We start from the raw sequence: 23,709 nt of genomic DNA, 5'->3' as shown, positions 1-23,709 counted from the left end.
GGGTCAGCCGGGGGAGGGGGCGGGAACGAGCACCCGCGCCGGCGCGAGGCGTGTCGCCCGTTGCACGTGCCGTACCGTCACCGGGCGATAGAGCTGCTTCGTCGCGTCGATGACGTGCAGGCCGGCGAAGGGCAGCGAGAGGCGGGTGCCGAACCGCTCCCAGGCGCCGGCGGTCCTCAGCCAGAGCCGGCTCTGCACCGGCGGCATGTAGAGCGCCTCGGCCCATCCTTCCGGCGAGAACTGGGTGGACCGCATCAGGCGGCTGAGCTGGGAACGGCTGTAGGGCTGGCCGTGGCCGAACGGCGTCGCGTCGCGGCGCGCCCAGACACCGCGCCGGTTGGGTACGACGAGGATCATCCGGCCGCCGGGCGTCAGCACGCGCCAGACGTCCTGGAGCAGCTCCGTCGGGCTCTCGACCGATTCGAGGGCGTGGACCAGGATCACCCTGTCCACCGCCGCTTCCGGCAGGGGCATCATCGTCGGGTCCGCGAGCGCCGAGCAGGAGCGCCCGCTGCCGGGCCAGTTCACCACCCCTTGCGTCGCCGGCATGAAGGCGAGGGTGCGCTCGGCGATCACGTGGACCGGCCCGAGATAGGGCGTCGCGTAGCCGAGGCCGAGGACCCTCAGGCCCGAGACCGAGCCGAGGAAGCCGTGGATCGCGCGCCCGACGATGCGATGCGTCACGCCGCCGAGCGGACTGGCATAGAAGGCGCGCAGATCGGTCACGTCGAGGCGCATGAATCGGCTGGCTCCGGCGCGGCCGGACGTTGTCGAGGTTACAGGGTTCTTTGACGCAGGGCACGGATCGGATCAATGGGGACGAGGCCCGTCGCCCACAGGCCGGAACCGCCGTGAGCCGGAACTCCTCGACGCCGCATCCGGTTTTGCCTCACGCCACCCGCGCCATCGACAGGAACGCCCCGTGACAGCGTCCAGCCCCGAAATCCGCACCTTCCTCTGCCGCAGCGACAATATCGGCGTGCTGATCCGCGATCCCGCCACGGGCGCCTGTGCCTCGATCGACGTGCCCGAGGCCGGTTCCGTGCTGAAGGCGCTCGAAGAGACGGGGTGGACGCTCACCGACATCCTGGTGACCCACCGGCATCTCGACCACGTCGAGGGCATTCCGGAGGTGAAGAAGCGCACGGGGGCTCGGGTGACCGCCCCGCGCAGGGCCGGAGCCCACGTGCCGGAGGTGGATGTGGCCGTCGTCGAGGGCGACCGCGTCCGGGTCGGTGACCTGGAGGCGCAGGTCTGGGAGACGCCGGGCCATTGCAGCGATCACGTCACCTACTGGTTCCGGGAGGCGAAGATCGCCTTTGCGGGCGACACCCTGTTCACCCTCGGCTGCGGGCGCGTGCTGGAGGGACCGCCCGAGACGCTCTGGCATTCGCTGGAGCGGTTCCTCGCCCTGCCCGACGACACGCAGGTATTCAGCGGCCACGATTACGTGCTCTCCAACGGCCGTTTCGCCCTCGCCGCCGATCCCGACAACCAGGCGCTGCAGAATCGCATGACCGAGGCGGAGGCGGCCAAGGAAGCGGGCCGTTTTCTCGTCCCGTCGACGATGAGACAAGAGCGGGAGACCAATCCTTTTCTGCGTTCCACCGAACCCGCACTCGCTAAAGCAGTGAATCTTCCCCCTAATTTACCAGCACAAGCAATCTTCATTGCATTAAGGGCCTGGAAGAACACGTTCTGACCGGGTATGGGCCTCTGGCTGTCTCGGTCTCAGCGGGACAAGCGGTGGCGACGCCGACTCCGGATACGGCCCGCCATCCTTATCAGCGCCGGCTGGAGTATCGATGGAGACGGCAGGTACGTCCTTTGTGGTCGGCTTTGATTTTGCTGGCGGCGACGATGCTACACTCATGACGGGTGTCCGCCCGCCCGATAGGCCCAAGGCCCGACTTGGCCGGGCCAGTCCTGCACCGCTCTCGGTGGATGCGCGCCTTCTCGCGATCGCGACCGAACATCTCGCGCGACTCGGGCACAAACGTGTGACGGTCGTCGCCGTGGCAGCCGAAGCCGGCATGACCCACGCCAACGTCTATCGTTATTTCCCATCGAAGGACGCTCTGCTCGATGCCGTGGCAGGGCGCTGGTTGCGGGAAGTGGAAGGGGAGCTCGCTCGCATCGCCGATGCACCCGACCCCGCCGACGACAAGATCGAGCGCCTGCTGATGGCGCTGGCGAGCGCCCAGCGCGAGGTGCTCGCACGGGAACCCCATCTCTTCGCCGTCCATCTCGATGCCACCGTGGCGGCACGGCCCATCGCCCGGCGGCACCGGGTCCGCCTGCGCAGTCTCGTTGAGCGGGTGGTGGAAGAGGGAATCGCCGCAGGCGCCTTCGTGGCGCGCGACCGGGAGCGGGCGATCGCCTACATCTTCGATGCGAGCTACCGCTTCACCCATCCGCTCGCCATGCAGCACGATTCCGATCTGCCCGCCGACCTGATCCGGGCCCGCTTCGGCGCGGTGATCCAGGCGATCCAGAAAGTGCTGAGAACGGGTGCATTTTAGGCGAAGTGACAATCACCATCGGGTGTCACTTGGACTTTGCCGCCGAACCAACTGACCGTGATCCTTCCTAAATCCTTCGTGGTGCTGAACTTTATCCTGACGGTTCGTCCGGCCGTCGTCCGGAGCCTGGCCTGAACTCTGCATTGCGCCGAGCTTGTCGGGTTGAAGCATGGAGACTTTTCCGCCACACCGGCGCGGCGAAATCAACATGCGATCGTGAGCCCGACACTCGGCCCGTCCCCGGGGACGGAGCATCGCGGATCGGCATCGAATACCGGAGGTTCGTTTTCCATGGCACGTAGCAAGATCGCGCTCATCGGCGCCGGGCAGATCGGCGGAACCCTCGCGCATCTGGCCGGGCTGAAGGAACTCGGCGACGTCGTCCTGTTCGACATCGTCGACGGCGTGCCGCAGGGCAAGTCGCTCGACATCGCCGAATCGGCTCCGGTCGACGGGTTCGATGCGAGCTATACGGGCGCCAGCGACTACTCGGCCATTGCCGGAGCCGACGTGGTGATCGTCACCGCCGGCGTGCCGCGCAAGCCCGGCATGAGCCGCGACGACCTCATCGGAATCAACCTCAAGGTCATGGAAGCCGTGGGTACGGGCATCAAGGAGCACGCTCCGGACGCCTTCGTCATCTGCATCACCAACCCCCTCGACGCGATGGTCTGGGCCCTGCAGAAGTTCTCCGGCCTGCCCACCAACAAGGTCGTCGGCATGGCCGGCGTGCTCGATTCGGCCCGCTTCCGCCACTTCCTCGCCGACGAGTTCAAGGTCTCGGTGGAAGACGTCACCGCCTTCGTGCTCGGCGGCCACGGCGACGACATGGTGCCGCTGGTGCGCTACTCCACGGTCGCCGGCGTGCCGCTCCCCGATCTGGTCAAGCTCGGCTGGACCACCCAGGAGAAGCTCGACGCCATGGTCGAGCGGACCCGCAAGGGCGGCGGCGAGATCGTGAACCTGCTCAAGACCGGCTCCGCCTTCTACGCGCCCGCCGCGTCCGCCATCGCCATGGCCGAGAGCTACCTGCGCGACAAGCGCCGGGTGCTGCCCTGCGCCGCCTATCTGAGCGGCGAGTACGGCATCGACGGGATGTATGTCGGCGTGCCGATCGTGATCGGTGCGGGCGGCGTCGAGCGCGTCCTCGAGGTGGAATTCAACGCCGACGAGAAGGCCATGTTCGACAAGTCGGTCGGCGCCGTGAAGACGCTGATCGAGGCCTGCAAGGGCGTGAATCCGGCCCTGGCTTAACCCTCACGGAGAAGCATCGCATGCCGGCCTCCGCGGCCGGCGTGAACGATGTCGGTGTCGTGTCTTCCAATCCCGCGCCCGGCGTCGGGACGAGGCGAGGAAATTTCCATGAACATCCATGAATATCAGGCCAAGGCGGTGCTGAAGGAGTTCGGCCTGCCCGTCTCCCGCGGCGTCCCGATCTTCAAGCCGGAGGAGGCGGAAGCCGCCGCCAAGGAACTCGGCGGCCCGGTCTGGGTGGTGAAGTCGCAGATCCATGCGGGCGGCCGCGGCAAGGGCACGTTCAAGGGCGCTCCCGCCGGCGCCAAGGGCGGCGTGCGCGTCACCAAGTCCATCGACGAGGTCAAGCAGTTTGCCGGCGAAATGCTGGGTCAGACCCTGGTGACGATCCAGACCGGCGAGGCCGGCAAGCAGGTGAACCGCCTCTACATCGAGGAAGGCGCTCAGATCGCCGCCGAGTTCTACCTCTCGATGCTGGTGGACCGCGAGACCGGGCAGGTCGCCTTCGTCGTGTCGACGGAAGGCGGCATGGACATCGAGACCGTGGCCCATGACACGCCGGAGAAGATCATCACCTTCTCGGTCGATCCGGCCACCGGGATCATGCCGCATCACGGCCGCGCCGTGGCCAAGGCCCTCGGCCTCACCGGCCCGCAGGCGAAGGAAGCCGGCGAGCTCACGGCAAAGCTCTACGAGGCGTTCACCGCCAAGGACATGAGCATGCTGGAGATCAACCCGCTGGTCCTCACCGGCGACGGCCACCTCAAGTGCCTCGACGCCAAGATCTCCTTCGATTCGAACGCCCTCTACCGTCACCCCGACATCGTCGCGCTGCGTGACGAGACCGAGGAGGACGCCAAGGAGATCGAGGCTTCCAAATACGACCTCGCCTACATCGCCCTCGACGGCACCATCGGCTGCATGGTCAACGGCGCCGGCCTCGCCATGGCGACGCTCGACATCATCAAGCTCTACGGCGAGGAGCCGGCGAACTTCCTCGATGTCGGCGGCGGCGCGTCCGAGGAGAAGGTGACGGCGGCGTTCAAGATCATCACCGCCGATCCGCAGGTGAAGGGCATCCTCGTCAACATCTTCGGCGGGATCATGAAATGCGACGTGATCGCCAACGGCGTGATCGCGGCGGTCAAGGCGGTCGGCCTCCAAGTGCCGCTGGTGGTGCGCCTGGAGGGCACCAACGTCGAGAAGGGCAAGGAGATCATCCGGAATTCCGGCCTCAACGTGATCCCCGCCGACGACCTCGACGACGCAGCGCAGAAGATCGTCGCCGCCGTGAAGAAGGGCTGAGAGTACCCATGTCCATCCTGATCGACGCGAACACCAAGGTCATCTGCCAGGGCTTCACCGGCAAGAACGGGACCTTCCATTCCGAGCAGGCCATCGCCTACGGCACCAAGATGGTGGGCGGGACCTCGCCCGGCAAAGGCGGCGCGAGCCATCTCGGCCTGCCGGTCTTCGACACCGTGGCCGAGGCCCGCGAGGCCACGGGCGCCGACGCTTCCGTGGTCTACGTGCCGCCGCCGGGCGCCGCCGATGCCATCTGCGAGGCGATCGCCGCCGAGATCCCGCTCATCGTCTGCATCACCGAGGGGATTCCGGTCCTCGACATGGTGCGGGTGAAGCGCTCGCTCGAAGGATCGAAGTCGCGCCTCATCGGCCCCAACTGCCCCGGCGTCGTCACCGCCGGCGAGTGCAAGATCGGCATCATGCCGGCCAACATCTTCAAGCGCGGCTCGGTGGGCATCGTCTCGCGCTCCGGCACGCTGACCTACGAGGCCGTGTTCCAGACCTCGAATGCCGGCCTCGGCCAGACCACCGCGGTGGGGATCGGCGGCGATCCGGTGAAGGGCACCGAGTTCATCTCCATGCTCGAACTGTTCCTCGCCGACGACAAGACGGAGTCGATCGTGATGATCGGCGAGATCGGCGGTTCGGCCGAGGAAGAGGCGGCGCAGTTCATCGCCGACGAGGCCAGGCGCGGCCGAAGCAAGCCGATGGTTGGTTTCATCGCCGGCCGCACGGCCCCTCCGGGCCGCCGCATGGGCCATGCGGGTGCCATCATCTCGGGTGGCAAGGGCGGCGCCGAGGACAAGATCGCGGCGATGGAAGCCGCCGGAATCCGGGTGTCGCCGTCGCCGGCCCGCCTTGGCAGCACCCTGGTCGACGTCCTCAAGGGTTGAGACGGACGTCGATCTGTCACCATGTTGCGGTGCAAACTCGCACCGCGACACCTAGATAGACGAGGCGGCGCGGCACGATTGCCGCGTCGAAACGGAAAACCTCACCCCACGCCGTCGGCGCGGCGCGGTGGGAGCAGGGGCCGGTCGCAGGGGCGGCTTCCCCCGACAAGCGGTAGGATGATCGACGATGGCACGCCAGGACGCGCTCCTCGAAACCTCGTTCCTCACCGGCGGTAACGCCGCCTATATCGAGGAATTGCAGGCGGCCTATGCCCGCGATCCGCACTCTGTCGATCCGCAATGGCAGGACTTCTTCAAGTCGCTCGGCGACGAGAGCGGCCTCGCCGAGAAGAACGCCGCCGGCGCCTCTTGGGAGAAGCCGAACTGGCCGGTCCATGCGAATGGCGAGATCGTCTCGGCCCTCGACGGCAACTGGGCCGTGGTGGAGAAGGCGGTCGGGGACAAGATCCGGGCGAAATCCGACACGGCCAAGATCGATGGCGCCAAGCTCGCCAACGGCGCTGCGGTCGCCGCCGCCAGCGGCGTGTCAGTGGAGCAGGCGACGAAGGATTCGGTCCGCGCGATCATGCTGATCCGCGCCTACCGCATGCGTGGCCATCTCCATGCCAAGCTCGATCCCCTCGGGCTCGCGCCGCGCGGCGACCATGAGGAGCTGCATCCCCAGCATTACGGCTTCGAGGAGAAGGATTGGGACCGCCCGATCTTCCTCGATAACGTGCTCGGCCTCCAATATTCGACCATCCGCGAGATCGTCGAGATCTTGGAGCGTACCTACTGCCAGACGCTCGGCGTCGAATTCATGCACATCTCCAATCCGGAGGAGAAGGCGTGGATCCAGGAGCGCATCGAAGGCAAGGGCAAGGAGATCTCCTTCACCCCCGAAGGCCGGCGCGCGATTCTGAACAAGCTGGTGGAGGCCGAGGGCTTCGAGAAGTTCCTCGATCTCAAATACACCGGCACCAAGCGCTTCGGCCTCGACGGCTCCGAGTCGATGATCCCGGCGCTCGAGCAGATCATCAAGCGCGGCGGCGCCCTCGGCGCCAAGGAGATCGTCATCGGCATGGCCCATCGTGGCCGGCTGAACGTGCTCTCCAACGTCATGTCGAAGCCGTTCCGGGCGATCTTCAACGAGTTCAAGGGCGGCTCGGCCTCTCCCGCCGAGGTCGAGGGCTCCGGCGACGTGAAGTACCATCTCGGCGCCTCGTCCGATCGCACCTTCGACGACAACAATGTCCACCTCTCGCTGACCGCGAACCCGTCCCATCTCGAGATCGTCGATCCGGTGGTGCTCGGAAAAGTGCGCGCCAAGCAGGACCAGCGCGCCAAGCCGAACGTGCAGCGCACCAGCGTCGTGCCGCTGCTCATCCACGGCGATGCGGCCTTCGCCGGCCAGGGCGTGGTGGCCGAGTGTCTCGGCCTGTCGGGCCTGAAGGGCCACCGCACCGGCGGCTCGATCCACTTCATCATCAACAACCAGATCGGCTTCACCACCGATCCGCGCTTCTCGCGCTCCTCGCCCTATCCGTCCGACGTCGCCAAGATGGTGGAGGCGCCGATCTTCCACTGCAACGGCGACGACCCGGAGGCCGTGACCTTCGCGGCCAAGATCGCCATTGAGTACCGCCAGAAATTCGGCAAGCCCGTCGTCATCGACATGCTGTGCTACCGCCGCTTCGGCCATAACGAGGGCGACGAGCCGGCCTTCACCCAGCCGAAGATGTACCAGCGCATCCGCAAGCACCCGACCGCGCTGGAGACCTACGGCAAGAAGCTCGTCGCCGAGGGCGTGCTGACGCAGGAGCAGTTCGACGCGCGCAAGGCCGAGTTCCGCGCCGTGCTCGACGGGGAGCTGGAAGTCGCCGGCACCTACAAGGCCAACAAGGCCGACTGGCTGGACGGGCGCTGGTCCGGCTTCAAGGCGGTGCGCGAGGACGTGGACGATCCGCGCCGGGGCAAGACCGGCGTTCCGGCCGACATCCTGCGCGAGATCACCCAGCGCATCACCACCCCGCCGCCCGGCTTCCACCTGCACCGGACGATCCAGCGCTTCTTCGATAACCGCGCCAAGGCCGTCGAGACCGGCAAGGGCATCGATTGGGCAACCGCCGAGGCCCTGGCCTTCGGCTCGCTCCTCATCGAAGGGCACCGGGTCCGGCTGTCGGGCCAGGACGTGGAGCGCGGGACCTTCTCCCAGCGCCACGCCGTGGTGATCGATCAGGAGAACGAGCAGCGCTACACCTCGCTGAACTCGATCCGCGAGGGACAGGCGAGTCTGGAGGTCATCAACTCGATGCTCTCCGAGGAGGCCGTGCTCGGTTTCGAATACGGCTACTCTCTGGCCGAGCCCAACTCCCTGGTGCTGTGGGAGGCGCAATTCGGCGACTTCGCCAACGGCGCGCAGGTGGTCATCGACCAGTTCATCTCCTCCGGCGAGCGCAAATGGCTGCGCATGTCGGGCCTGACCCTGCTGCTGCCGCACGGCTACGAGGGCCAGGGGCCGGAGCACTCCTCCGCGCGTCTCGAGCGCTTCCTGCAGATGTGCGCCGAGGACAACATGCAGGTCGCCAACTGCACGACGCCCTCGAACTACTTCCACATCCTGCGCCGGCAGCTGAACCGCGAGTTCCGCAAGCCGCTGGTGCTGATGACGCCGAAGTCGCTGCTGCGCCACAAGCGGGCCGTCTCGACTCTCGACATGCTGGCCGAGGGATCGACCTTCCACCGCGTGCTCTGGGACGATGCCGAGCACGAGGACGACACCATCAAGCTCGTGAAGGACGACAAGATCCGTCGCGTCGTCCTGTGCTCCGGCAAGGTCTATTACGACCTCTACGACGAGCGCGAGAAGCGCGGCGTCAACGACGTCTACCTGATGCGCGTGGAGCAGCTCTACCCGTTCCCGCTCAAGGCACTGGCCAACGAGATGGCGCGGTTCCGCAACGCCGAGGTGGTGTGGTGCCAGGAAGAGCCCAAGAATATGGGCGCCTGGTCCTTCGTCGACCCGTATCTCGAATGGGTGCTCGGCCAGGCCCAGTCGCAGGTGAAGCGCGCCCGCTATGTCGGCCGCCCCGCCTCGGCCTCGACGGCGGTGGGCCTGCTCTCCAAGCACCAGGCCCAGCTCCAGGCCTTCCTCAACGAAGCGCTGGCGGTCTGACGATCCCGGCATTCCCCTCATCCGACGCGACCAAATCATTCGGGCGGACAGAACACCATGGCAACCGATATCCTCGTCCCCACGCTGGGCGAATCCGTGAGCGAGGCCACCATCGGCCGCTGGTTCAAGAAGCCGGGCGACGCGGTGGCGGCGGACGAGCCCCTGGTGGAACTGGAGACCGACAAGGTCACCCTCGAAGTCAACGCGCCTGCGGCTGGTGAACTCGGCGAGATCCTGGTGAAGGACGGCGAGACTGTGGAACCCGGCGCGCTGCTCGGCTCCATCGTCGAGGCCGGTGCCGGTGGTGGCGCCAAGCCCGCCGCCGCGAAGAAGACCGAGACCAAAGCCGAGACCCGCTCGGAAGAGCCGTCAGCGGCGAAATCGGACGGGGCCGAGAAGGCGCCCGCCGAGGAATCCTCGGCCGCCTACGGCAATCACGGCGACGCCGCCGCCCCGAAATCCGATCGGCCGGCCGGCGATAACGGCCCGGCCGTCGCCAAGATGGCGCGGGAATCCGGCATCGACCCCTCCACGGTGAACGGGTCCGGCAAGGATGGCCGCGTCACCAAGGGCGACATGATCGAGGCGACCTCGAAGGCCCCCTCCGCCCCGGCCCAGGAGCCGGCGAGGCAGGCCAAGCCGCCCTCGGCTCCGCGCCCGGCCTCGAAGCCCGACGATGCCGCGCGCGAAGAGCGCGTGAAGATGACGAAGCTGCGCCAGACCATCGCGCGCCGCCTCAAGGACGCCCAGGACACGGCGGCGATGCTGACGACGTTCAACGACGTCGACATGTCGGCCGTCATGGCCATGCGCGCCCAGTACAAGGACATGTTCGAGAAGAAGCACGGCACCAAGCTCGGCTTCATGGGCTTCTTCACCAAGGCGGTGATCGGCGCCCTCAAGGACGTGCCGGCGGTCAATGCCGAGATCGACGGCACCGATATCGTCTACAAGAACTACTACCATGTCGGCATCGCCGTCGGCACCGATAAGGGTCTCGTCGTGCCGGTGGTGCGCAATGCCGACGACCTCTCCATCGCCGGCATCGAGAAGACCATCGCCGGCTTCGGCAAGAAGGCGCGGGACGGCAAGCTCTCCATCGAGGAGATGCAGGGCGGCACCTTCACCATCACCAATGGCGGCATCTACGGCTCGCTGATGTCGACCCCGATCCTCAACGCGCCGCAATCGGGCATCCTCGGCATGCACCGCATCGAGGAGCGCCCGGTGGTCCGCGCCGGCAAGATCGAGGCGCGGCCGATGATGTATCTCGCGCTGTCCTACGACCACCGCATCGTCGACGGGAAGGAGGCGGTGACCTTCCTGGTGCGCGTGAAGGAGGCGCTGGAGGATCCGGCACGGCTCGTGCTCGACCTCTGAGGAGGCCGGATCGTTGAGAGCTATCCGAGATGCAAACCTGGGTCTTCATTTCGGAGATCGTGCGGAATCTGGGTTTGGCGCTCGCGGCTTTCGGCGGTCTGCTGCTTGCCTGGCGGAAACTGACGCCTGAGAGGACTCAGGCGGGCTCGGCCGCCGCGCAGGCGGAACTTGCGCGTCGCGCTCACGTCACGGAACTCTTCAATCGTGCCGCCGGCCAGCTCGTGGACGATCGGCTCGAAGTTCGACTTGGCGCCATCTACCTGCTTCGTGAGGTCGGGAGAGACTTTCCCGACCTTGCCAATCCAGTCTTCGAACTCCTTCAGGCGCACCTACGGGAGCGTCGGGAGAAATACGGAGATGACGCCCCGCCAACGGATGTGCAGGCTATCATCGACACCTTGCGGATGAGGATCGTCGCAGATGACAATGGGCCAGGATAGAGTCAGGCGCACGCCAGCACTCGATGTGCATGGCGCTTTCATACGGCGCACAAATCTCGACGGAGCGAATCTCCAGGGCGCCGACCTGTCCAGAGCCGACGCGAGCGGCGCGTTCTTTCGCAATGCAGATTTCAAAGGCGCACGCCTCGTAGGAACGATCCTGAAAGGCGCGGATCTAACAGGTGCAGTGAACTTGACCGAGAGGCAGTTGGCCAGCGCTGTACTCGATGAGCAGACGCGTTTGCCCGCCTATATCGATCGCACCAAGCTCTTCACCAGGACGGCATCTGCCGACTAGTTCTCTAACTTCTGCGAGTCTCATGTCCTACGATCTCGTCGTCATCGGCACCGGCCCCGGTGGCTATGTCTGTGCCATCCGCGCCGCCCAGCTCGGCCTGAAGACCGCCGTCGTCGAGAAGCGCAAGGCGCATGGCGGCACCTGCCTCAATGTCGGCTGCATCCCGTCGAAGGCGCTGCTCCACGCCTCCGAGGCGTTCGAGGAGGCGGGCAAGCACTTCGCCGATATGGGCGTGATCGTGAACGCGCCCGAACTCGACCTCAAGAAGATGATGGCGTTCAAGCAGGACGGCGTCGACGGCAACACCAAGGGCGTCGAGTTCCTCCTGAAGAAGAACGGGATCGACGCCTATCACGGCCTTGGCCGCGTCGCCGGGGCGGGTCGCGTCGAGGTGCTGTCAGAGGATGGCGGCAACCAGATGCTGGAGACGAAGAACATCGTCATCGCCACGGGCTCCGACGTGACCAAGCTGCCCGGCGTGACCATCGACGAGACGATCGTCGTCTCCTCCACCGGGGCGCTGGAACTCCAGGCGGTGCCGAAGAAGCTCCTCATCATCGGCGCCGGCGTGATCGGCCTCGAACTCGGTTCGGTGTGGCGCCGCCTCGGCTCGGACGTCACCGTGGTGGAATATCTCGACCGCGTCCTGCCCGGTATGGACGGCGAGGTCGGCAAGCAGTTCCAGCGCATCCTCGGCAAGCAGGGCATCGTCTTCAAGCTGTCCTCGAAGGTCACCGGCGTCGAGGTGAAGGACGGCGCCGCCACGGTCTCGGTGGAGCCGGCCGCCGGCGGCGAGGCCGAGAAGCTCGAGGCCGACGTGGTGCTCGTGGCCATCGGCCGCGTGCCCTATACCGAGAAGCTGGGCCTTGAGACGGTCGGAGTGCAGCTCGACAACAAGGGCCGCATCCAGACCGACAGCCACTACGCCACCAACGTCACCGGCATCTACGCCATCGGCGACGTGATCGCGGGACCGATGCTCGCCCACAAGGCCGAGGACGAGGGCGTCGCCGTCGCCGAGCTGCTGGCCGGCCAGTCGGGCCACGTGAATTACGGCGTGATCCCGAACGTGGTCTACACCTATCCGGAGGTCGCCTCCGTGGGGAAGACCGAGGAGGAGCTGAAGAAGGACGGCATCGCCTACAATGCGGGCAAGTTCCCCTTCACCGCCAATGGCCGCGCCAAGGTGAACCACACCACGGACGGGTTCGTGAAGATCCTGGCGGATGCCACGACCGACCGCGTGCTCGGCGTCCATATCGTCGGTGCGGATGCGGGCAACCTCATCGCGGAAGTCGCGGTCGCCATGGAGTTTGGCGCCAGCGCCGAAGACGTGGCCCGCACCTGCCACGCCCACCCGACGCTCACCGAGGCGGTGAAGGAAGCCGCCCTGGCCGTCGCCAAGCGGGCGATCCATATCTGAGGTCAGAGAGTACCGTTCCCCAACCCACTCACCTCATCCCGAAGTGCGGCGACAGCCGCCTCGAAGGAGGCTTCCAGGTATCGTTGCGCGAACCGGAAGCCTCCTTCGAAGCCTCCGCTTCGCTCCGCCGCCTCAGGATGAGGGGGCCGGGTTGGACCGGGTATCCATCCACCTCCAAAGCCGAGCGGTGAGATGGCCTACGAACTCTATTATTGGCCGGCGATCCAGGGGCGCGGCGAGTTCGTCCGCCTCGCCCTGGAGGAGGCCGGGGCCGATTATGTCGATATCGCCCGGGGGCGTGAGGAAGACGGGCAGGGCCTCGGCGCCATGACCGCCCTGCTGGAAGATCCCTCGATCGTCCGGCCCTCTTACGCGCCGCCCTTTCTCCGCGATGGCGACGTCGTCATCGGACAGACGGCCGCGATCCTGCTGTATCTCGGGCCCCGCCTGGGCCTCGCGCCGTCGGGCGAAGCCGACCGCATCTGGACCCATCAGATCCAGCTGACCATTGCCGACGTCGTGGCCGAGGCCCACGACACCCATCATCCCATCGCGGTGAGCCTCCCCTACGAGGAGCAGAAACCCGAGGCCGCGCGGCGGGCCGGCGATTTCCGGGCGAACCGGATCCCGGAATACCTCGCCTGGTTCGAGCATGTGCTCACCCGCAACGGCGGCACGCATCTCGTCGGCAGCGCCGTGACCTATGCCGACCTCTCGCTGTTCCAGCTGATCGACGGCCTCCTCTACGCCTTTCCGAAGGCGACGGACGCGGCGCTCGCCGAGAATCCCAGCGTCGCCGCGCTCCATGCCGCCATCCGGGGGCTCCCGCGCATCGCCGCCTATCTGGCGAGCCCGCGCCGCATCCCGTTCAACGAGCAGGGGATCTTTCGGCGCTATCCCGAGCTCGACCTGTAGCCGCCGTGCCCGCGCGGGGATGCGCCTGGTCGAACGCCTCCATCAGCCGGGCGGCATCGACCTTGGTGTAGAGCTGCGTCGTCGAGAGGGAGGCGTGGCCGAGCAGTTCCTGGATCGCCCGCAACTCGCCCTTGCGGGCGAGGAGATGGGTGGCGAAGGAATGCCGCAGGGCGTGGGGGGTGGCGCTGTCCGGCAGGCCGAGGGCGCCGCGCAGGGACGCCACCGCATATTGGATGATCCGGGGGGAGAGCTTGGCGCCCTTGGCGCCCACGAAGAGCGGGCCCTCGGGATCGAGGGCATAGGGGCAGGCGGCGAGATAGGCGGCGACCGCCTCCGCCACCACGGGCAGGATCGGCACCATCCTGACCTTGCCGCCCTTGCCCGTCACCGTGACCGAATCCAGGCCCGGCACGGGCGCATCGCGGCGGGCGAGACCGAGCGCTTCGGAGATGCGCAGGCCGGAACCGTAGAGCAGGGCGAGGACCGCCGCGTCCCGCGCCAGGATCCAGGGCTCGCGCGCCTCCCCGGCGCGGGAATCCACGTCGGTGAGGGCGCGCGCGGCAACGATGGGGATCGGGCGCGGCAGGCGCCGTTCGACCTTGGGCGAGCGGATCGCCCCGAGGGCCGAGACGCTGCCATGGCCCTCGCGCTCGAGATGCCGCGCGAAGGAGCGCAGGCCCGCCAGAGCCCGCATCAGCGAGCGGCCGTTCACGCCCTCCGCCCTCCGCGCCGCCATGAAGCCGCGGATGTCGCGCGGCTTGAGGGCGATGAGCCCGGCGATCTCCACCGTGCCGCGGCGCCCCTGAAGGTGGGTGAGAAATTGCCGGAGGTCGCGGGAATAGGCTTCCACCGTGTTCGCCGCCATCCGGCGCTCGCGCATCAGGCTGTCCTGCCAGCCCAGGGCGACCGCCCTGAGCGCTTCGTCGCCCGGATAGGCGATGGCGCAGGCATCCGTCGGAGGGGGAGGCACATGGAGCATCGCGCGGCGACCCTGGGCGGAAAACCCCACTCAACGCCATCGAGGTTGATGGAGCGTTGCCGTCCGGTCGGGAACGCCGCGACGATGACCGGCCTTTTCGCGGAACGGCGCGGCAGCTAAGCGCTTGTCCAACGCGCCTGATCCCGCACCCCATCCTCCCGATCCGAGCCTGCATGCCCGAGACACGCATCGTCTGTATCCGCCACGGCGAATCGACCTTCAACGCCGCCCACCGGCTCACCGGGCGCGATCCCGGCCATATCGATGCCCGGCTGACGGAGAGAGGGCTCGCCCAGGTCGCGGCGGCACGGGAAGGTCTGCGGGACATCCCCTTCGATCTCGTGGTGACCTCGCCGCTCACTCGTGCCATCCAGACCACCGCCGGCCTCTTCGCCGATCATCCGGCCAAGCCCGAGATCCTCGTGGAGGTCCTCCATCGCGAATGTCAGGAAAGTAGCTGCGATGTCGGTCGCGCGGCCTCCATCCTGAAGGCGGAATTCCCGCATCTCGACGTCGATCACCTGCCGGAGATCTGGTGGCATGCCGAAGGCGAGCCGATCGCGGACGGCGTCCATATCGAGCCGCGCCGCCTGTTCGACCAACGGGTGACGGGATTCCACGACTGGCTGACAGAGCGGCGCGAGCGCACCATCGCGGTCGTCGGTCACGGCACTTTCTTCTTCCACCTCACCGGCATCTGGCTCGACAACTGCGAGACCACCGAACTCGATCTCGCCTCTGGCCCGGTCGAGGGGTGAGGCGGACGGCGGGCACTCCGCCGACCTGAGGATCGCCTATCGCCGAACCGGCGCATCGATCGGTGTGATCGCCGTTTCAGGCCGCGGTGATCCTCGCCGCGTCGAGCCGGTCCCGCGCCTGAACGAGATCGATGCCGGGCGCCTGCCGACCGATGGCGAGGGCATTGTCGAGAATGGTCGCCGCGCAGGTCCAGATCCCCTCGGCGAAAGGGGCCGCTCCCTCCGCCACTTCCGCCGCGCAGCGGGCATCCTTGGCCGATTTCACGGCGGCCGCGGCGCAGCGGGCCACCGCCGATGCGAGGGCACCGCGCTTCCAGTCGCCCCGCCGTGACGCTTGCTCCGCAGCGGCTCCGCCGCGCCATTCGGCTGCCCGTGCGGCCGACAGACCGGCATCGAGGTCCCTCGCTTCGTCGCAGCGGGACGCGAGATCGGCGAAGCCCGCGCGGTCGAGGAGGGGCGGCAGGATGCGGCGGATGCTCTCGATGGCCAGAAAGCGGGTGCGCCTCTCCTCGATCTCCGGCGAATCCGCCGAGCCGGACAGCCGCAGGACGAAGGCCATCAATCGGGGCCGCTCGCCATCCGGCATCGCGTCGTTGAGGCCCAGCGCGTAGGCGGCGAGAGGTTTCGAGAAACAGGGCGGACAATCGGCGGAGGAGCGGATCGTCCGGTACGGCAATCCCGCGGCGACGATCGCCGCCTCGTTGATGCAGGTGCCGCCATCGGGACCCGGAAACGGGTGGGACCCGGCCAGCAGGCGCCAGTTGAGGATATGCTCGAAACCCGCTGCCATGCCTGCCAGCTCCCTCCGGTTTCACGGGAAAACCCGCCTCGACCCGGCAGGTGAAGCCGAGCGTGCCATGGAGCGGGCGGTCCTGACGAGGAAAATCTTATCCGCCGGCGCCCACGGCGAGGCCCGAGAGCATGGCGATGCCCAGCACGAGCACGAAGGCGCCCGCGAGGAGTTCGAGACCTCCGACAGCGATGATGCCGGTGGAGCCGCGCCCGCCCGCGAGCCGCAGCGCCACGGCCTTGGCAAAGACTGCCAGGCTCGCCAGCGCGCCGGTGGTGAGAGCGGTTCCGAGTGCCATGGCGAAGGTCGCGGCGATGCCCGCCGCCAGGATGCCCTGCGAGGCCGAGAAGACGAGGATCAGGACCGCGCCGGCGCAGGGACGCGATCCGGCGGCGAGGACCACGCCCGCCCGCTCCCGCCAGGAATCGAGCCGGCCGATGGCGGCCGCGTCGGTGAGGTGGGTGTGTCCGCAGCCGGTCGCGCAGGCCTCGGCACTGCTTCCCTGCATCAGGGCGGCGAGACGGCCGGCCTTCCGCCACGTCACCGCGAGGCCGAGGAGCGCGACGAGCGCGAAGCTCACCGTCTCGATCACGATGCCCGCCCGCGTCATCCCGGCGGACGTCGCGTTGAGGAGCAGGCTGCCGATGCCGACGATGGCGATGGCCACGAGGGCCTGGAGCAGGGCGGCGGCGGCGCTGAGGGAGAACCCGCGGGCCAGTGCCCGCTCGCCGGCGACGATGTAGCCGGCGATCACCGCCTTGCCGTGGCCGGGTCCGGCGGCATGGAACACGCCGTAGCTGAAGCCGATCAGGACCATCGGCCCCCAGCTTCCGCCCTGCTTGATCGCCGAGACGGTGGCTTGCAGGCTGCGCGAGAAGCTCGATTGCATGGCGAGCAGCCAGCCGCCGATCCCGGTGGCGGAGGGCGCCGCCTCGCGAAAGCCGATGCCGAACGGGGAGCGCGGCGGCGGGGGAGCCGCTCCGGAGCCGAGCAGCAGCACCAGTGCTGTGAGGCCGAGGGCGACGATGGCGACCGCCGCGAGGGCGAGGGCCGCCTGCCAGGCGAGCCGGCCGCGTGCGCCGTCGGTGCCGGCGACGGCGGCGCCTACGGACATGCGACGATGATCCGGTTGGCGAACTGGACGCCGTAGTTCGACGCGCTGGTGAGGGCCTCGAAGAACGCTTCCGACATGCCGGGCTTGGCGTCGGCGGTCTTGGGCTGCTCGGTCTTGGGCCGGGTCATGGTGGCGGCGCAACCGGCCGGCGCGCCGACGAGGCGGGCGGCATCCGCATCCTCGGACAGGCTGAACGAGACGAAATAGCTCGGATCGTAGACTTCCAGCGCCGCCACCCCGCGGCCCTGCGCGGCGGGCGTCTTCAACGGAAGCAGGAAGCTGAGGGTGAGCTTGTCGCCCTCCATCACCATCCGCGGCTCGGTCGGGTCGGAGAAGCCCTGCTCCTTGCCGCCGACCTTGAGCTTGGTGAAATAGGCGAATTCCGCGAGATTGGCGGTGTTCTCGGTGGCGAGATTGGCGAGTTCGTCGGGGCTCAGCTTGCCGTCGCCATTGGCGTCGAGGCCCTGCGTTACGAAGGCCGAATAGCTCGCATCGAAGGTCCAGGCGTGACGGATGCCGGTGACCTTGCCGCCCTCGCCGTAAGCGATCTCCGCCTTCGAGGTCACCCAGACATGGGGATGGGCCTCAGCCGGAGCAGCCAGACCCAGGCCGAGGACGAGGGCCACGAGCCAGGGGAAAGCCGAGCCAGGAGAAGTCAGGGCAGGAGAAGTCAGGGCAGGAGAAGCCAGGAAAGGAGCGATCGGCGAAGCCATGCTGGACGCTCGCGATTCAAGGTAAAGAAAATCTAAACGCGCGTTGCGTCATCGGCCGATCGTCCGGCCGCCGCAGACATCTCCTCCGATCTCTCTGGGGCGAAAGCGAGGCGCGGCTCCGGTTCAGGCCGCTCGGACGCCGGTCAGAAACCCCGCGATCCGCGCATCGAGGGCGAGGCTCGCCGCCGCGACGCGACCGGCGACGATCCTCACCGATTCCGCTGCCCGCGCGCTCGAAGCGGCCGCCTCCTCGACGGTCGCGATTCCCCCCGACACCGCATCGGCACTCGCCTCGGCATCGGCGACGCTGTCCGCGACTCGGGCGCTCGCCATCCGTTGGGCGTCGAGGGCGAGAGCCACGGTGACGTCCGCACCTGCCATCTGCTCCATCGTTCCGCCGATCGTCTCCACTGCCCGAAACGTATCCTCCGCAGCAGCGCGGATGGCCTCGATCTGACCCTTGATCGCTTCCGTGGCGCTTGCGGTCTGGGCGGCGAGCGCCTTCACCTCGCCGGCGACCACCGCGAAGCCCCGTCCCGCCTCGCCCGCCCTGGCCGCCTCGATCGTGGCATTGAGAGCGAGGAGATTGGTCTGCGCGGCCACGGTGGCGATGGTCTCGACGACCGTGCCGATCTCGCGCCCGGCCTCGGTGAGGGATGCAGCGGCCCTGCGGGTCGCCGCCACCTCCCGCTGCGCCAGATCGCCGAGCCCGTCGCGGATCCGGGACTGCCGGTCGATCGCCTCGCTGCCCTCGGCGACATCCGCGCTGGCGGCCGCGGCCCGACGCACCTGCTGTCCAGCGCCCGCCGCGCCCTGCGACACGACGACGGTCTGGTCCCGCGTCAGGCGCACGGCCTCGGACACGGCTTCGGCCGCCCCTGCCATGGCGTCGGCGGCGCTCGACAGGTCCTGCGCCACGAGCCGCGCCTCCGCCTCGAAGGTCTGCGCCGCCGATTCCAGGCGTGCGGCCCGCTCGGCTTCGGACGTGGAACGGGCGAGCGCCCGTGCGTCGCCCTCGACCTTCTCGACGATGACCGTTCGCAGCACGGCGATGGAGCGGGCCATGGTCCCGACCTCGTCGCGCCGTCCCGTCAGCGGAATGGGGCGCGCGAGTTCCATGGCGGCGAGACCGTCGATGGCCGCGCCGAGCTGTGCCAGCGGCTGGCGGATTTCCTTGCGGACGAGCCACAGGGCGAGAGCCAGGGTCGAGAGAATCACCCCGCCCGCCGCGGCGAGACTGACGCTGCGCGTATGCCGGATCTCCGCCGCCGCTTCGATCCGCTCGTCGGCCAGACGGACGAGGGTATCCTTGCCGATGCGGGTGATCGACGACACCATCCTGGTGCGGCTGGCCACGGTCGCTTCGTCCGTACCCTGGATGAGGGCCGCCTTCGGGGAAATGGTGAGGCCGAGTTCCGCCGTATCGGTCTGATAGGCCAGGAACTCCTTCAGCATGAGATCGAGCCTCAGCCGCTCGGCATCGGAAACGTGCCCGGCGATCCGGCCCAGAAAGGCCTCCCGCTGCCGGCCGACTTCGGTGAGGGCGCTCTTCAGGGCGTCGAACCGGCCCCTGGCATCCTCGGTATCGTCGGCCGTGTAGACCGCATCCGCCGCGACCACCGTACGTTCGATCGCGAGGGCGAGGCTCTGGGCCGACAGGGCCCGTTCCCAGACCGAATCCATCTCTGCCGCCCGTGCCTGCCGATGCAGGACGACCCGATCGTTGAACAGGGACAGGGCGCAGGCACCGAGGGCGAGGAGCCCCATCACCGCCGCGAGCTTGTTACCGAGGGAGAGGTGCATCGTCTCGATCCGCCATCTGACGCTTTCGCGATGTCGATGACGTGCGGCCCGTTGCCGAGAGCTTAAATCGAGGCGGCTAAACGATTGAAAAACATTGTGAAATATTTGTCGGGCCGCTTTTTCCCGGAGCGGCCTTCAGGATCGATGGCGGTTCCCGGATGGTCCGGGAACCGCCGCTTGTTCCGCTCAGTCGGCGGAGGCGACGTCGACGCGGTCGCCGCTGCGCGAGAAGGCGATCGTGGTCTCGCGCCCGTCGGAGCCGAGGGTGCCGGGCACCGAGAGATGCACCGTCTGATCCGGGTTGAGGGTCGTGACCAGACGGATCACCTGCGGCTGGTCGCTGCCGGAATTGACGCTGGCCAGGGTGGCGACGACGCGGTAGCGGCCGTTCTCCACCGTGTAATAGGCCGAACCGCGATAGGCGCCGAGATCGACGCTGCGGGCACTCGCGGGCTGGAGTTCCGTCGCCATGGAAGCGGTGGCGGAGGCGAGCACGAGCGCGGAGGCGATGAGAGCTTTTGAAGAGATGCGCATGATGAGGGAACCTGTGCGGTTACTGTCCGCCGGGAGTGCCCGTTCGGAGAGCCGGTTGCACCGGGAGACCGACATATGCGGATTTCATGGTGCGCTGCGAAGATGGGAATATTGCAACGCATCAATGTTGCGAGCGCATGGCTGTGCAGTAAAACGCATGCTGCATGTATAAAATGCATGACGATCCGGATGTGAAGACCGAATCCGTCCTCCGAACGCCCCAAACGACTCATGGAACGTCCGCGCCTTCTCCTCTCGATCGAGGCGAAAGGCCGACCTGCTGTCTCGTGGCGGGGATGCGGATCTCAGTCGCGGCGGGTCAGCGCGGCGATCTCGGCCTCTTCGGTGGCGGTCAGCTTGGCCTCGCCCTCGGTCCGGCGGCGGGACAGGCGCCAGATCCCGAAGATGCCGAGGCCGAGGGCCGCCAGCGGCGTCAGCCAGAGCAGCAGCGTATGCAGGGCGAGGACCGGCCGCAGGAGGACGTATTCCCCGTAGCGGCCGACGACGTAGTCCTGGACCTGCTTGTCGTCGTCGCCCGCCTTCAACCGCTCGCGCACGATCAGTCGGAGGTCGCGCGCCAGGGGCGCGTCGGAATCGTCGATGGACTGGTTCTGGCAGACGAGGCAGCGCAGACCGGAGGAAATGTCCCGCGCCCGTGCCTCGAGTTTCGCATCCGGCAGCACCTCGTCCGGCTGGACCGCGAGCACGGTACCGGCGGAGCCGGAGAGGAGCGCCAGGGCGAGCAGCGCGCGGGGGAGACGACCGGCGATCATTCGGCCGCAGCCATATTGCCGGGCAAGGCCTTCGCCTTCTCCTTCGCCCGCGCCGGGGCACCGACCCGCATCCGCCGGTCGGTGAGGGAGACGGCTCCGCCGAGGGCCATGACCACGGAGCCGAGCCAGATCAGCAGCACCAGGGGCTTGTAATAGAGCCGCAGACCGATGGCTCCGCCGGGGACGACCTCGCCGAGGCTGGCATAGACTTGGCTCACGCCGATGGTCAGCAGGCCCGATTCCGTCACCGTCATCTTGCGGCTCGGATAGAAGCGCTTGCCGGTCTCCACCGTACCGACGACGTCGCCGGCCGTGTTGCGGATGGTCAGGAAGGCCGTCGTCTCCTCGTAATTCTGGCCGGCGCGCGGGCCGACCCGGTCGAGGGTCGCGACATACGGGCCGGAGGCGAGGGATTCGCCGGGCTTCACCGTGCTCAACCCTTCCGTGGCCCAGCCCTGCGCGGCGATGCCCAGAACCACGATCCCGACGCCGCCATGGGCCAGGGCCGTGCCCCAGGCAGAGCGGGGCAGGCCGATGGCGCGACGGAACACGGCGTTCGGCGTCCGGGCCCGGCTGTTGCCGTAGCCGCGCGCCCGCGACACGATCTCCATGATCGAGCCGAGGATGAGGTAGGCGCCGAGACCGATGCCGATGGGTGCCAGCATCGGACCGCCCCAGGTCCAGGCCGTCACCGCGAGGCCGACGACGAGGGCGGCGCCCATGGCGGCGAACAGGCGCTGCGAGGCCGCGTGCACGTCGCCGCGCTTCCAGGCCAGCGTCTGGCCGAAGGGCACGATGAGGAGGAGCGGCACCGCCAGGGGAATGAAGGTGTAGTTGAAGAAGGGCGGCCCCACCGAGATCTTCTCGGCGGTCAGGGATTCGAGCAGCAGCGGGTAGAGCGTGCCCACGAAGACGGTGGCGCAGGCGGCGGCGAGGAACAGGTTGTTCATCACCAGGGCGCCCTCGCGCGAGATCGGCGCGAACAGGCCGCCCTGCCGCAGCATCGGCGCGCGCCAGGCGAAGAGGCTGAGCGAGCCGCCGATGAACAGGATCAGGATGGCCAGGATGAAGACGCCGCGGGTCGGGTCGGTGGCGAAGGAATGCACCGAGGTGAGGACGCCGGAGCGCACGATGAAGGTGCCGAGCAGCGACAGCGAGAAGGTGAGGATGGCGAGCAGCACCGTCCAGACCTTGAGCGCGTCGCGCTTCTCCATGACCACGGTGGAATGGAGCAGCGCGGTGCCCGCGAGCCAGGGCATCAGCGAGGCGTTCTCCACCGGGTCCCAGAACCACCAGCCGCCCCAGCCGAGCTCGTAATAGGCCCAGTAGGAGCCCATCGCGATGCCGAGCGTCAGGAAGCTCCAGGCGATCAGGGTCCAGGGCCGCACGGCGCGGGCCCAGACCGCGTCGATCCGCCCGTCGATGAGCGCCGCGATGGCGAAGGCGAAGGTGATCGAGAAGCCGACATAGCCGACGTAGAGCAGCGGCGGATGGATCGCGAGGCCGAAATCCTGCAGCAGCGGGTTGAGGTCGTTGCCCTCCATCGGCGCCGGGCTCACCCGCGTGAACGGGTTCGACGTGGTGATGATGAACAGCACGAAGACGAAGGTGATGAGGCCCTGGACCGCGAGGGTGTTGGCCCGCAGCACCGGCGGCACCGAATTCCGCGACACGGCGACCAGGGCGCCGAACAGGGCGAGGATGAGGACCCAGAGCAGCATCGAGCCCTCGTGGTTCCCCCATACGCCGGAGAGCTTGTAGAGGAAGGGCTTGGCCGTGTGCGAATTCTCGATCACGTTCTGGACCGAGAAGTCCGACGTGGCATGGGCGTAGGTCAGCGCCGCGAACGAGAACAGGATGCAGGCGAAGGCGCCGAGTGCCGCCGGCGTCGCCACGGCCCGCAGGGCTGCGTCGCCCGAGCGGGCGGCCCAGACCGGCATCACCGCCTGGACGAGGGAGAGCGCCAGCGCCAGCGCTAGCGCGAAATGTCCGACCTCGATCAGCACGTCGGAATGTCCTTCCCTAGGGCTCTACGCGTCACAGCCATGCGGATCATCGTTCGCTGCGGCGCCCGAGACCCGGCTCGCCGTCCGCCGTCTTCACGCCGACGGGACTCTCTTTTGAGGCAGCAGCGCCCTTGGCGCCGCCTTCCTGCCACCGTCCCTGCGCCTTGAGGGCGTCGGCGACCTCGCGGGGCATGTAGGATTCGTCGTGCTTGGCGAGGACGGTATCGGCGCGGAAGATGCCGCCCGGCTCCAGCCGCCCCTCGGCGACGATGCCCTGGCCTTCACGGAACAGGTCCGGGAGCAAGCCGCGATACTGGACCTGCACGGTGGCGTTGGTGTCGGTCACGGCGAAGTCGATGTTCTGATCCGGGCCGCGCTGGAGCGAGCCTTCCTTGACCAGCCCGCCGAGGCGGAAGCGCGTGCCGGGAGCCACACCCTGCGCGGTGACCTCGGTGGGCGAACGGAAGAACACGATCGACCCGCTCATGGCGGAGAGGATCAGGCCGAGCGCCAGAGCGAGCACGGCGCCGCAGGCGGCGATCAGGATCAGGCGGCGGCTCTTGCGAGTCACGAGTTTCGTCCCGTTTCGGTTCTGGCGCCTCATGATCGGGCGCTCAGGAAGCTCGGAATGACA

The 23,709-nt window shown here is 67.9% G+C and carries 22 protein-coding genes; 11 read left to right on the top strand and 11 right to left on the bottom strand.

Annotated features, from left to right (window positions below; all coding sequences use genetic code 11):
- Positions 1 to 3: 3 nt before the first annotated feature.
- Positions 4 to 738, bottom strand: a complete 735-nt coding sequence (locus tag ACFQ4G_RS09585; protein WP_238206741.1) for a class I SAM-dependent methyltransferase — start codon at positions 736 to 738, stop codon at positions 4 to 6.
- A gap of 184 nt (positions 739 to 922) precedes the next feature.
- Between ACFQ4G_RS09585 and gloB the strand changes: the two genes are divergently transcribed.
- The 7 genes from gloB (at position 923) to odhB (ending at position 10,529) form a co-directional block, all read left to right on the top strand.
- On the top strand, positions 923 to 1,702 hold the full coding sequence (gene gloB / locus ACFQ4G_RS09580; RefSeq protein WP_238206739.1) for a hydroxyacylglutathione hydrolase: 780 nt from the start codon (positions 923 to 925) through the stop codon (positions 1,700 to 1,702).
- Positions 1,703 to 1,871: 169 nt separating this feature from the next.
- Positions 1,872 to 2,522, top strand: coding sequence for a TetR family transcriptional regulator (locus tag ACFQ4G_RS09575; RefSeq protein WP_238206738.1), 651 nt, complete (start codon positions 1,872 to 1,874; stop codon positions 2,520 to 2,522).
- 291 nt (positions 2,523 to 2,813) lie between these two features.
- Entirely contained in the window at positions 2,814 to 3,776 is a 963-nt protein-coding gene (gene mdh, locus ACFQ4G_RS09570; protein WP_238206737.1) for a malate dehydrogenase, read from the top strand.
- Between the two features lie 108 nt (positions 3,777 to 3,884).
- Positions 3,885 to 5,081, top strand: a complete 1,197-nt coding sequence (sucC, locus tag ACFQ4G_RS09565) for an ADP-forming succinate--CoA ligase subunit beta (RefSeq protein ID WP_238206736.1) — start codon at positions 3,885 to 3,887, stop codon at positions 5,079 to 5,081.
- 8 nt (positions 5,082 to 5,089) lie between these two features.
- Positions 5,090 to 5,974: a succinate--CoA ligase subunit alpha gene (gene sucD / locus ACFQ4G_RS09560; protein ID WP_238206735.1), complete on the top strand. Its 885-nt coding sequence runs from the start codon at positions 5,090 to 5,092 to the stop codon at positions 5,972 to 5,974.
- Positions 5,975 to 6,161: 187 nt separating this feature from the next.
- On the top strand, positions 6,162 to 9,149 hold the full coding sequence (locus ACFQ4G_RS09555; RefSeq protein ID WP_238206734.1) for a 2-oxoglutarate dehydrogenase E1 component: 2,988 nt from the start codon (positions 6,162 to 6,164) through the stop codon (positions 9,147 to 9,149).
- Between the two features lie 57 nt (positions 9,150 to 9,206).
- Positions 9,207 to 10,529, top strand: coding sequence for a 2-oxoglutarate dehydrogenase complex dihydrolipoyllysine-residue succinyltransferase (gene odhB / locus ACFQ4G_RS09550; protein ID WP_238206733.1), 1,323 nt, complete (start codon positions 9,207 to 9,209; stop codon positions 10,527 to 10,529).
- Positions 10,530 to 10,549: 20 nt separating this feature from the next.
- On the opposite strand, the gene ACFQ4G_RS09545 is transcribed toward odhB, so the two are convergent.
- Positions 10,550 to 10,858 carry a hypothetical protein gene (locus tag ACFQ4G_RS09545; protein ID WP_238206732.1) on the bottom strand — a complete coding sequence of 103 codons (309 nt, stop codon included), beginning with the start codon at positions 10,856 to 10,858 and terminating at the stop codon, positions 10,550 to 10,552.
- 91 nt (positions 10,859 to 10,949) lie between these two features.
- Here ACFQ4G_RS09545 and ACFQ4G_RS09540 point away from each other — a divergent pair, with 91 nt between their 5' ends.
- The 3 genes from ACFQ4G_RS09540 to ACFQ4G_RS09530 all read left to right on the top strand — a co-directional run bounded on the left by ACFQ4G_RS09540 (position 10,950) and on the right by ACFQ4G_RS09530 (position 13,605).
- On the top strand, positions 10,950 to 11,267 hold the full coding sequence (locus ACFQ4G_RS09540; RefSeq protein WP_238206730.1) for a pentapeptide repeat-containing protein: 318 nt from the start codon (positions 10,950 to 10,952) through the stop codon (positions 11,265 to 11,267).
- 22 nt (positions 11,268 to 11,289) lie between these two features.
- Positions 11,290 to 12,690 (top strand): dihydrolipoyl dehydrogenase, encoded by a 1,401-nt coding sequence (gene lpdA / locus ACFQ4G_RS09535; protein ID WP_238206728.1) that lies wholly within the window; start codon positions 11,290 to 11,292, stop codon positions 12,688 to 12,690.
- 192 nt (positions 12,691 to 12,882) lie between these two features.
- Positions 12,883 to 13,605: a glutathione S-transferase gene (locus ACFQ4G_RS09530; protein WP_238206726.1), complete on the top strand. Its 723-nt coding sequence runs from the start codon at positions 12,883 to 12,885 to the stop codon at positions 13,603 to 13,605.
- Here ACFQ4G_RS09530 and ACFQ4G_RS09525 read toward each other — a convergent pair.
- Positions 13,559 to 14,584 (bottom strand): tyrosine recombinase XerC, encoded by a 1,026-nt coding sequence (locus ACFQ4G_RS09525; RefSeq protein WP_238206723.1) that lies wholly within the window; start codon positions 14,582 to 14,584, stop codon positions 13,559 to 13,561. The genes ACFQ4G_RS09530 and ACFQ4G_RS09525 overlap by 47 nt on opposite strands.
- A gap of 173 nt (positions 14,585 to 14,757) precedes the next feature.
- Here ACFQ4G_RS09525 and ACFQ4G_RS09520 point away from each other — a divergent pair, with 173 nt between their 5' ends.
- Positions 14,758 to 15,342 (top strand): histidine phosphatase family protein, encoded by a 585-nt coding sequence (locus ACFQ4G_RS09520; RefSeq protein WP_238206721.1) that lies wholly within the window; start codon positions 14,758 to 14,760, stop codon positions 15,340 to 15,342.
- A gap of 76 nt (positions 15,343 to 15,418) precedes the next feature.
- Here ACFQ4G_RS09520 and ACFQ4G_RS09515 read toward each other — a convergent pair whose 3' ends face one another.
- The 8 genes from ACFQ4G_RS09515 to ccmE form a co-directional block, all read right to left on the bottom strand.
- Positions 15,419 to 16,132: a hypothetical protein gene (locus ACFQ4G_RS09515; protein WP_238206719.1), complete on the bottom strand. Its 714-nt coding sequence runs from the start codon at positions 16,130 to 16,132 to the stop codon at positions 15,419 to 15,421.
- A gap of 97 nt (positions 16,133 to 16,229) precedes the next feature.
- The gene (locus ACFQ4G_RS09510; RefSeq protein ID WP_238206717.1) at positions 16,230 to 17,246 is read right to left on the bottom strand and encodes a nickel/cobalt transporter; all 1,017 of its coding nucleotides are present in this window, start codon (positions 17,244 to 17,246) and stop codon (positions 16,230 to 16,232) included.
- Positions 17,237 to 17,959, bottom strand: coding sequence for a DUF1007 family protein (locus ACFQ4G_RS09505; protein WP_238206715.1), 723 nt, complete (start codon positions 17,957 to 17,959; stop codon positions 17,237 to 17,239). Before ACFQ4G_RS09505 ends, ACFQ4G_RS09510 begins: the two co-directional genes overlap by 10 nt.
- A gap of 123 nt (positions 17,960 to 18,082) precedes the next feature.
- Positions 18,083 to 19,762, bottom strand: coding sequence for a methyl-accepting chemotaxis protein (locus ACFQ4G_RS09500; RefSeq protein ID WP_238206712.1), 1,680 nt, complete (start codon positions 19,760 to 19,762; stop codon positions 18,083 to 18,085).
- Between the two features lie 186 nt (positions 19,763 to 19,948).
- Positions 19,949 to 20,296, bottom strand: a complete 348-nt coding sequence (locus ACFQ4G_RS09495) for a hypothetical protein (protein WP_238206710.1) — start codon at positions 20,294 to 20,296, stop codon at positions 19,949 to 19,951.
- A gap of 305 nt (positions 20,297 to 20,601) precedes the next feature.
- A complete protein-coding gene (locus ACFQ4G_RS09490; protein ID WP_238206708.1) occupies positions 20,602 to 21,069 on the bottom strand; it encodes a cytochrome c-type biogenesis protein in 468 nt (155 codons plus the stop codon).
- Positions 21,066 to 23,075, bottom strand: a complete 2,010-nt coding sequence (locus tag ACFQ4G_RS09485; protein WP_238206706.1) for a heme lyase CcmF/NrfE family subunit — start codon at positions 23,073 to 23,075, stop codon at positions 21,066 to 21,068. The genes ACFQ4G_RS09490 and ACFQ4G_RS09485 overlap by 4 nt, the downstream gene beginning before the upstream one ends.
- Before the next feature lie 46 nt (positions 23,076 to 23,121).
- Complete coding sequence (gene ccmE, locus ACFQ4G_RS09480) at positions 23,122 to 23,646, bottom strand: cytochrome c maturation protein CcmE (RefSeq protein WP_238206704.1); 525 nt, start codon at positions 23,644 to 23,646, stop codon at positions 23,122 to 23,124.
- Positions 23,647 to 23,709 lie beyond the last annotated feature (63 nt).

Source organism: Methylobacterium marchantiae (assembly GCF_042679825.1).
Lineage (GTDB): Bacteria > Pseudomonadota > Alphaproteobacteria > Rhizobiales > Beijerinckiaceae > Methylobacterium > Methylobacterium marchantiae.
Note: the sequence above shows the minus strand (reverse complement) of the source record. Positions and strands in the feature narration are given on the sequence as shown.

What these genes read in the sequence shown, in the direction of transcription:
- ACFQ4G_RS09575 (WP_238206738.1), top strand. Translation starts at nt 1,872, where the DNA reads ATGACGGGTGTCCGCCCGCCCGATAGGCCCAAGGCCCGACTTGGCCGG.
- ACFQ4G_RS09530 (WP_238206726.1), top strand. Translation starts at nt 12,883, where the DNA reads ATGGCCTACGAACTCTATTATTGGCCGGCGATCCAGGGGCGCGGCGAG.
- odhB (WP_238206733.1), top strand. Translation starts at nt 9,207, where the DNA reads ATGGCAACCGATATCCTCGTCCCCACGCTGGGCGAATCCGTGAGCGAG.
- ACFQ4G_RS09525 (WP_238206723.1), bottom strand. Translation starts at nt 14,584, where the DNA reads ATGCTCCATGTGCCTCCCCCTCCGACGGATGCCTGCGCCATCGCCTAT.
- ACFQ4G_RS09515 (WP_238206719.1), bottom strand. Translation starts at nt 16,132, where the DNA reads ATGGCAGCGGGTTTCGAGCATATCCTCAACTGGCGCCTGCTGGCCGGG.
- ACFQ4G_RS09505 (WP_238206715.1), bottom strand. Translation starts at nt 17,959, where the DNA reads ATGGCTTCGCCGATCGCTCCTTTCCTGGCTTCTCCTGCCCTGACTTCT.
- ACFQ4G_RS09490 (WP_238206708.1), bottom strand. Translation starts at nt 21,069, where the DNA reads ATGATCGCCGGTCGTCTCCCCCGCGCGCTGCTCGCCCTGGCGCTCCTC.
- sucC (WP_238206736.1), top strand. Translation starts at nt 3,885, where the DNA reads ATGAACATCCATGAATATCAGGCCAAGGCGGTGCTGAAGGAGTTCGGC.
- ACFQ4G_RS09510 (WP_238206717.1), bottom strand. Translation starts at nt 17,246, where the DNA reads ATGTCCGTAGGCGCCGCCGTCGCCGGCACCGACGGCGCACGCGGCCGG.
- ACFQ4G_RS09520 (WP_238206721.1), top strand. Translation starts at nt 14,758, where the DNA reads ATGCCCGAGACACGCATCGTCTGTATCCGCCACGGCGAATCGACCTTC.
- mdh (WP_238206737.1), top strand. Translation starts at nt 2,814, where the DNA reads ATGGCACGTAGCAAGATCGCGCTCATCGGCGCCGGGCAGATCGGCGGA.
- ACFQ4G_RS09555 (WP_238206734.1), top strand. Translation starts at nt 6,162, where the DNA reads ATGGCACGCCAGGACGCGCTCCTCGAAACCTCGTTCCTCACCGGCGGT.
- ACFQ4G_RS09540 (WP_238206730.1), top strand. Translation starts at nt 10,950, where the DNA reads ATGACAATGGGCCAGGATAGAGTCAGGCGCACGCCAGCACTCGATGTG.
- ACFQ4G_RS09500 (WP_238206712.1), bottom strand. Translation starts at nt 19,762, where the DNA reads ATGCACCTCTCCCTCGGTAACAAGCTCGCGGCGGTGATGGGGCTCCTC.
- lpdA (WP_238206728.1), top strand. Translation starts at nt 11,290, where the DNA reads ATGTCCTACGATCTCGTCGTCATCGGCACCGGCCCCGGTGGCTATGTC.
- ACFQ4G_RS09585 (WP_238206741.1), bottom strand. Translation starts at nt 738, where the DNA reads ATGCGCCTCGACGTGACCGATCTGCGCGCCTTCTATGCCAGTCCGCTC.
- ACFQ4G_RS09495 (WP_238206710.1), bottom strand. Translation starts at nt 20,296, where the DNA reads ATGCGCATCTCTTCAAAAGCTCTCATCGCCTCCGCGCTCGTGCTCGCC.
- sucD (WP_238206735.1), top strand. Translation starts at nt 5,090, where the DNA reads ATGTCCATCCTGATCGACGCGAACACCAAGGTCATCTGCCAGGGCTTC.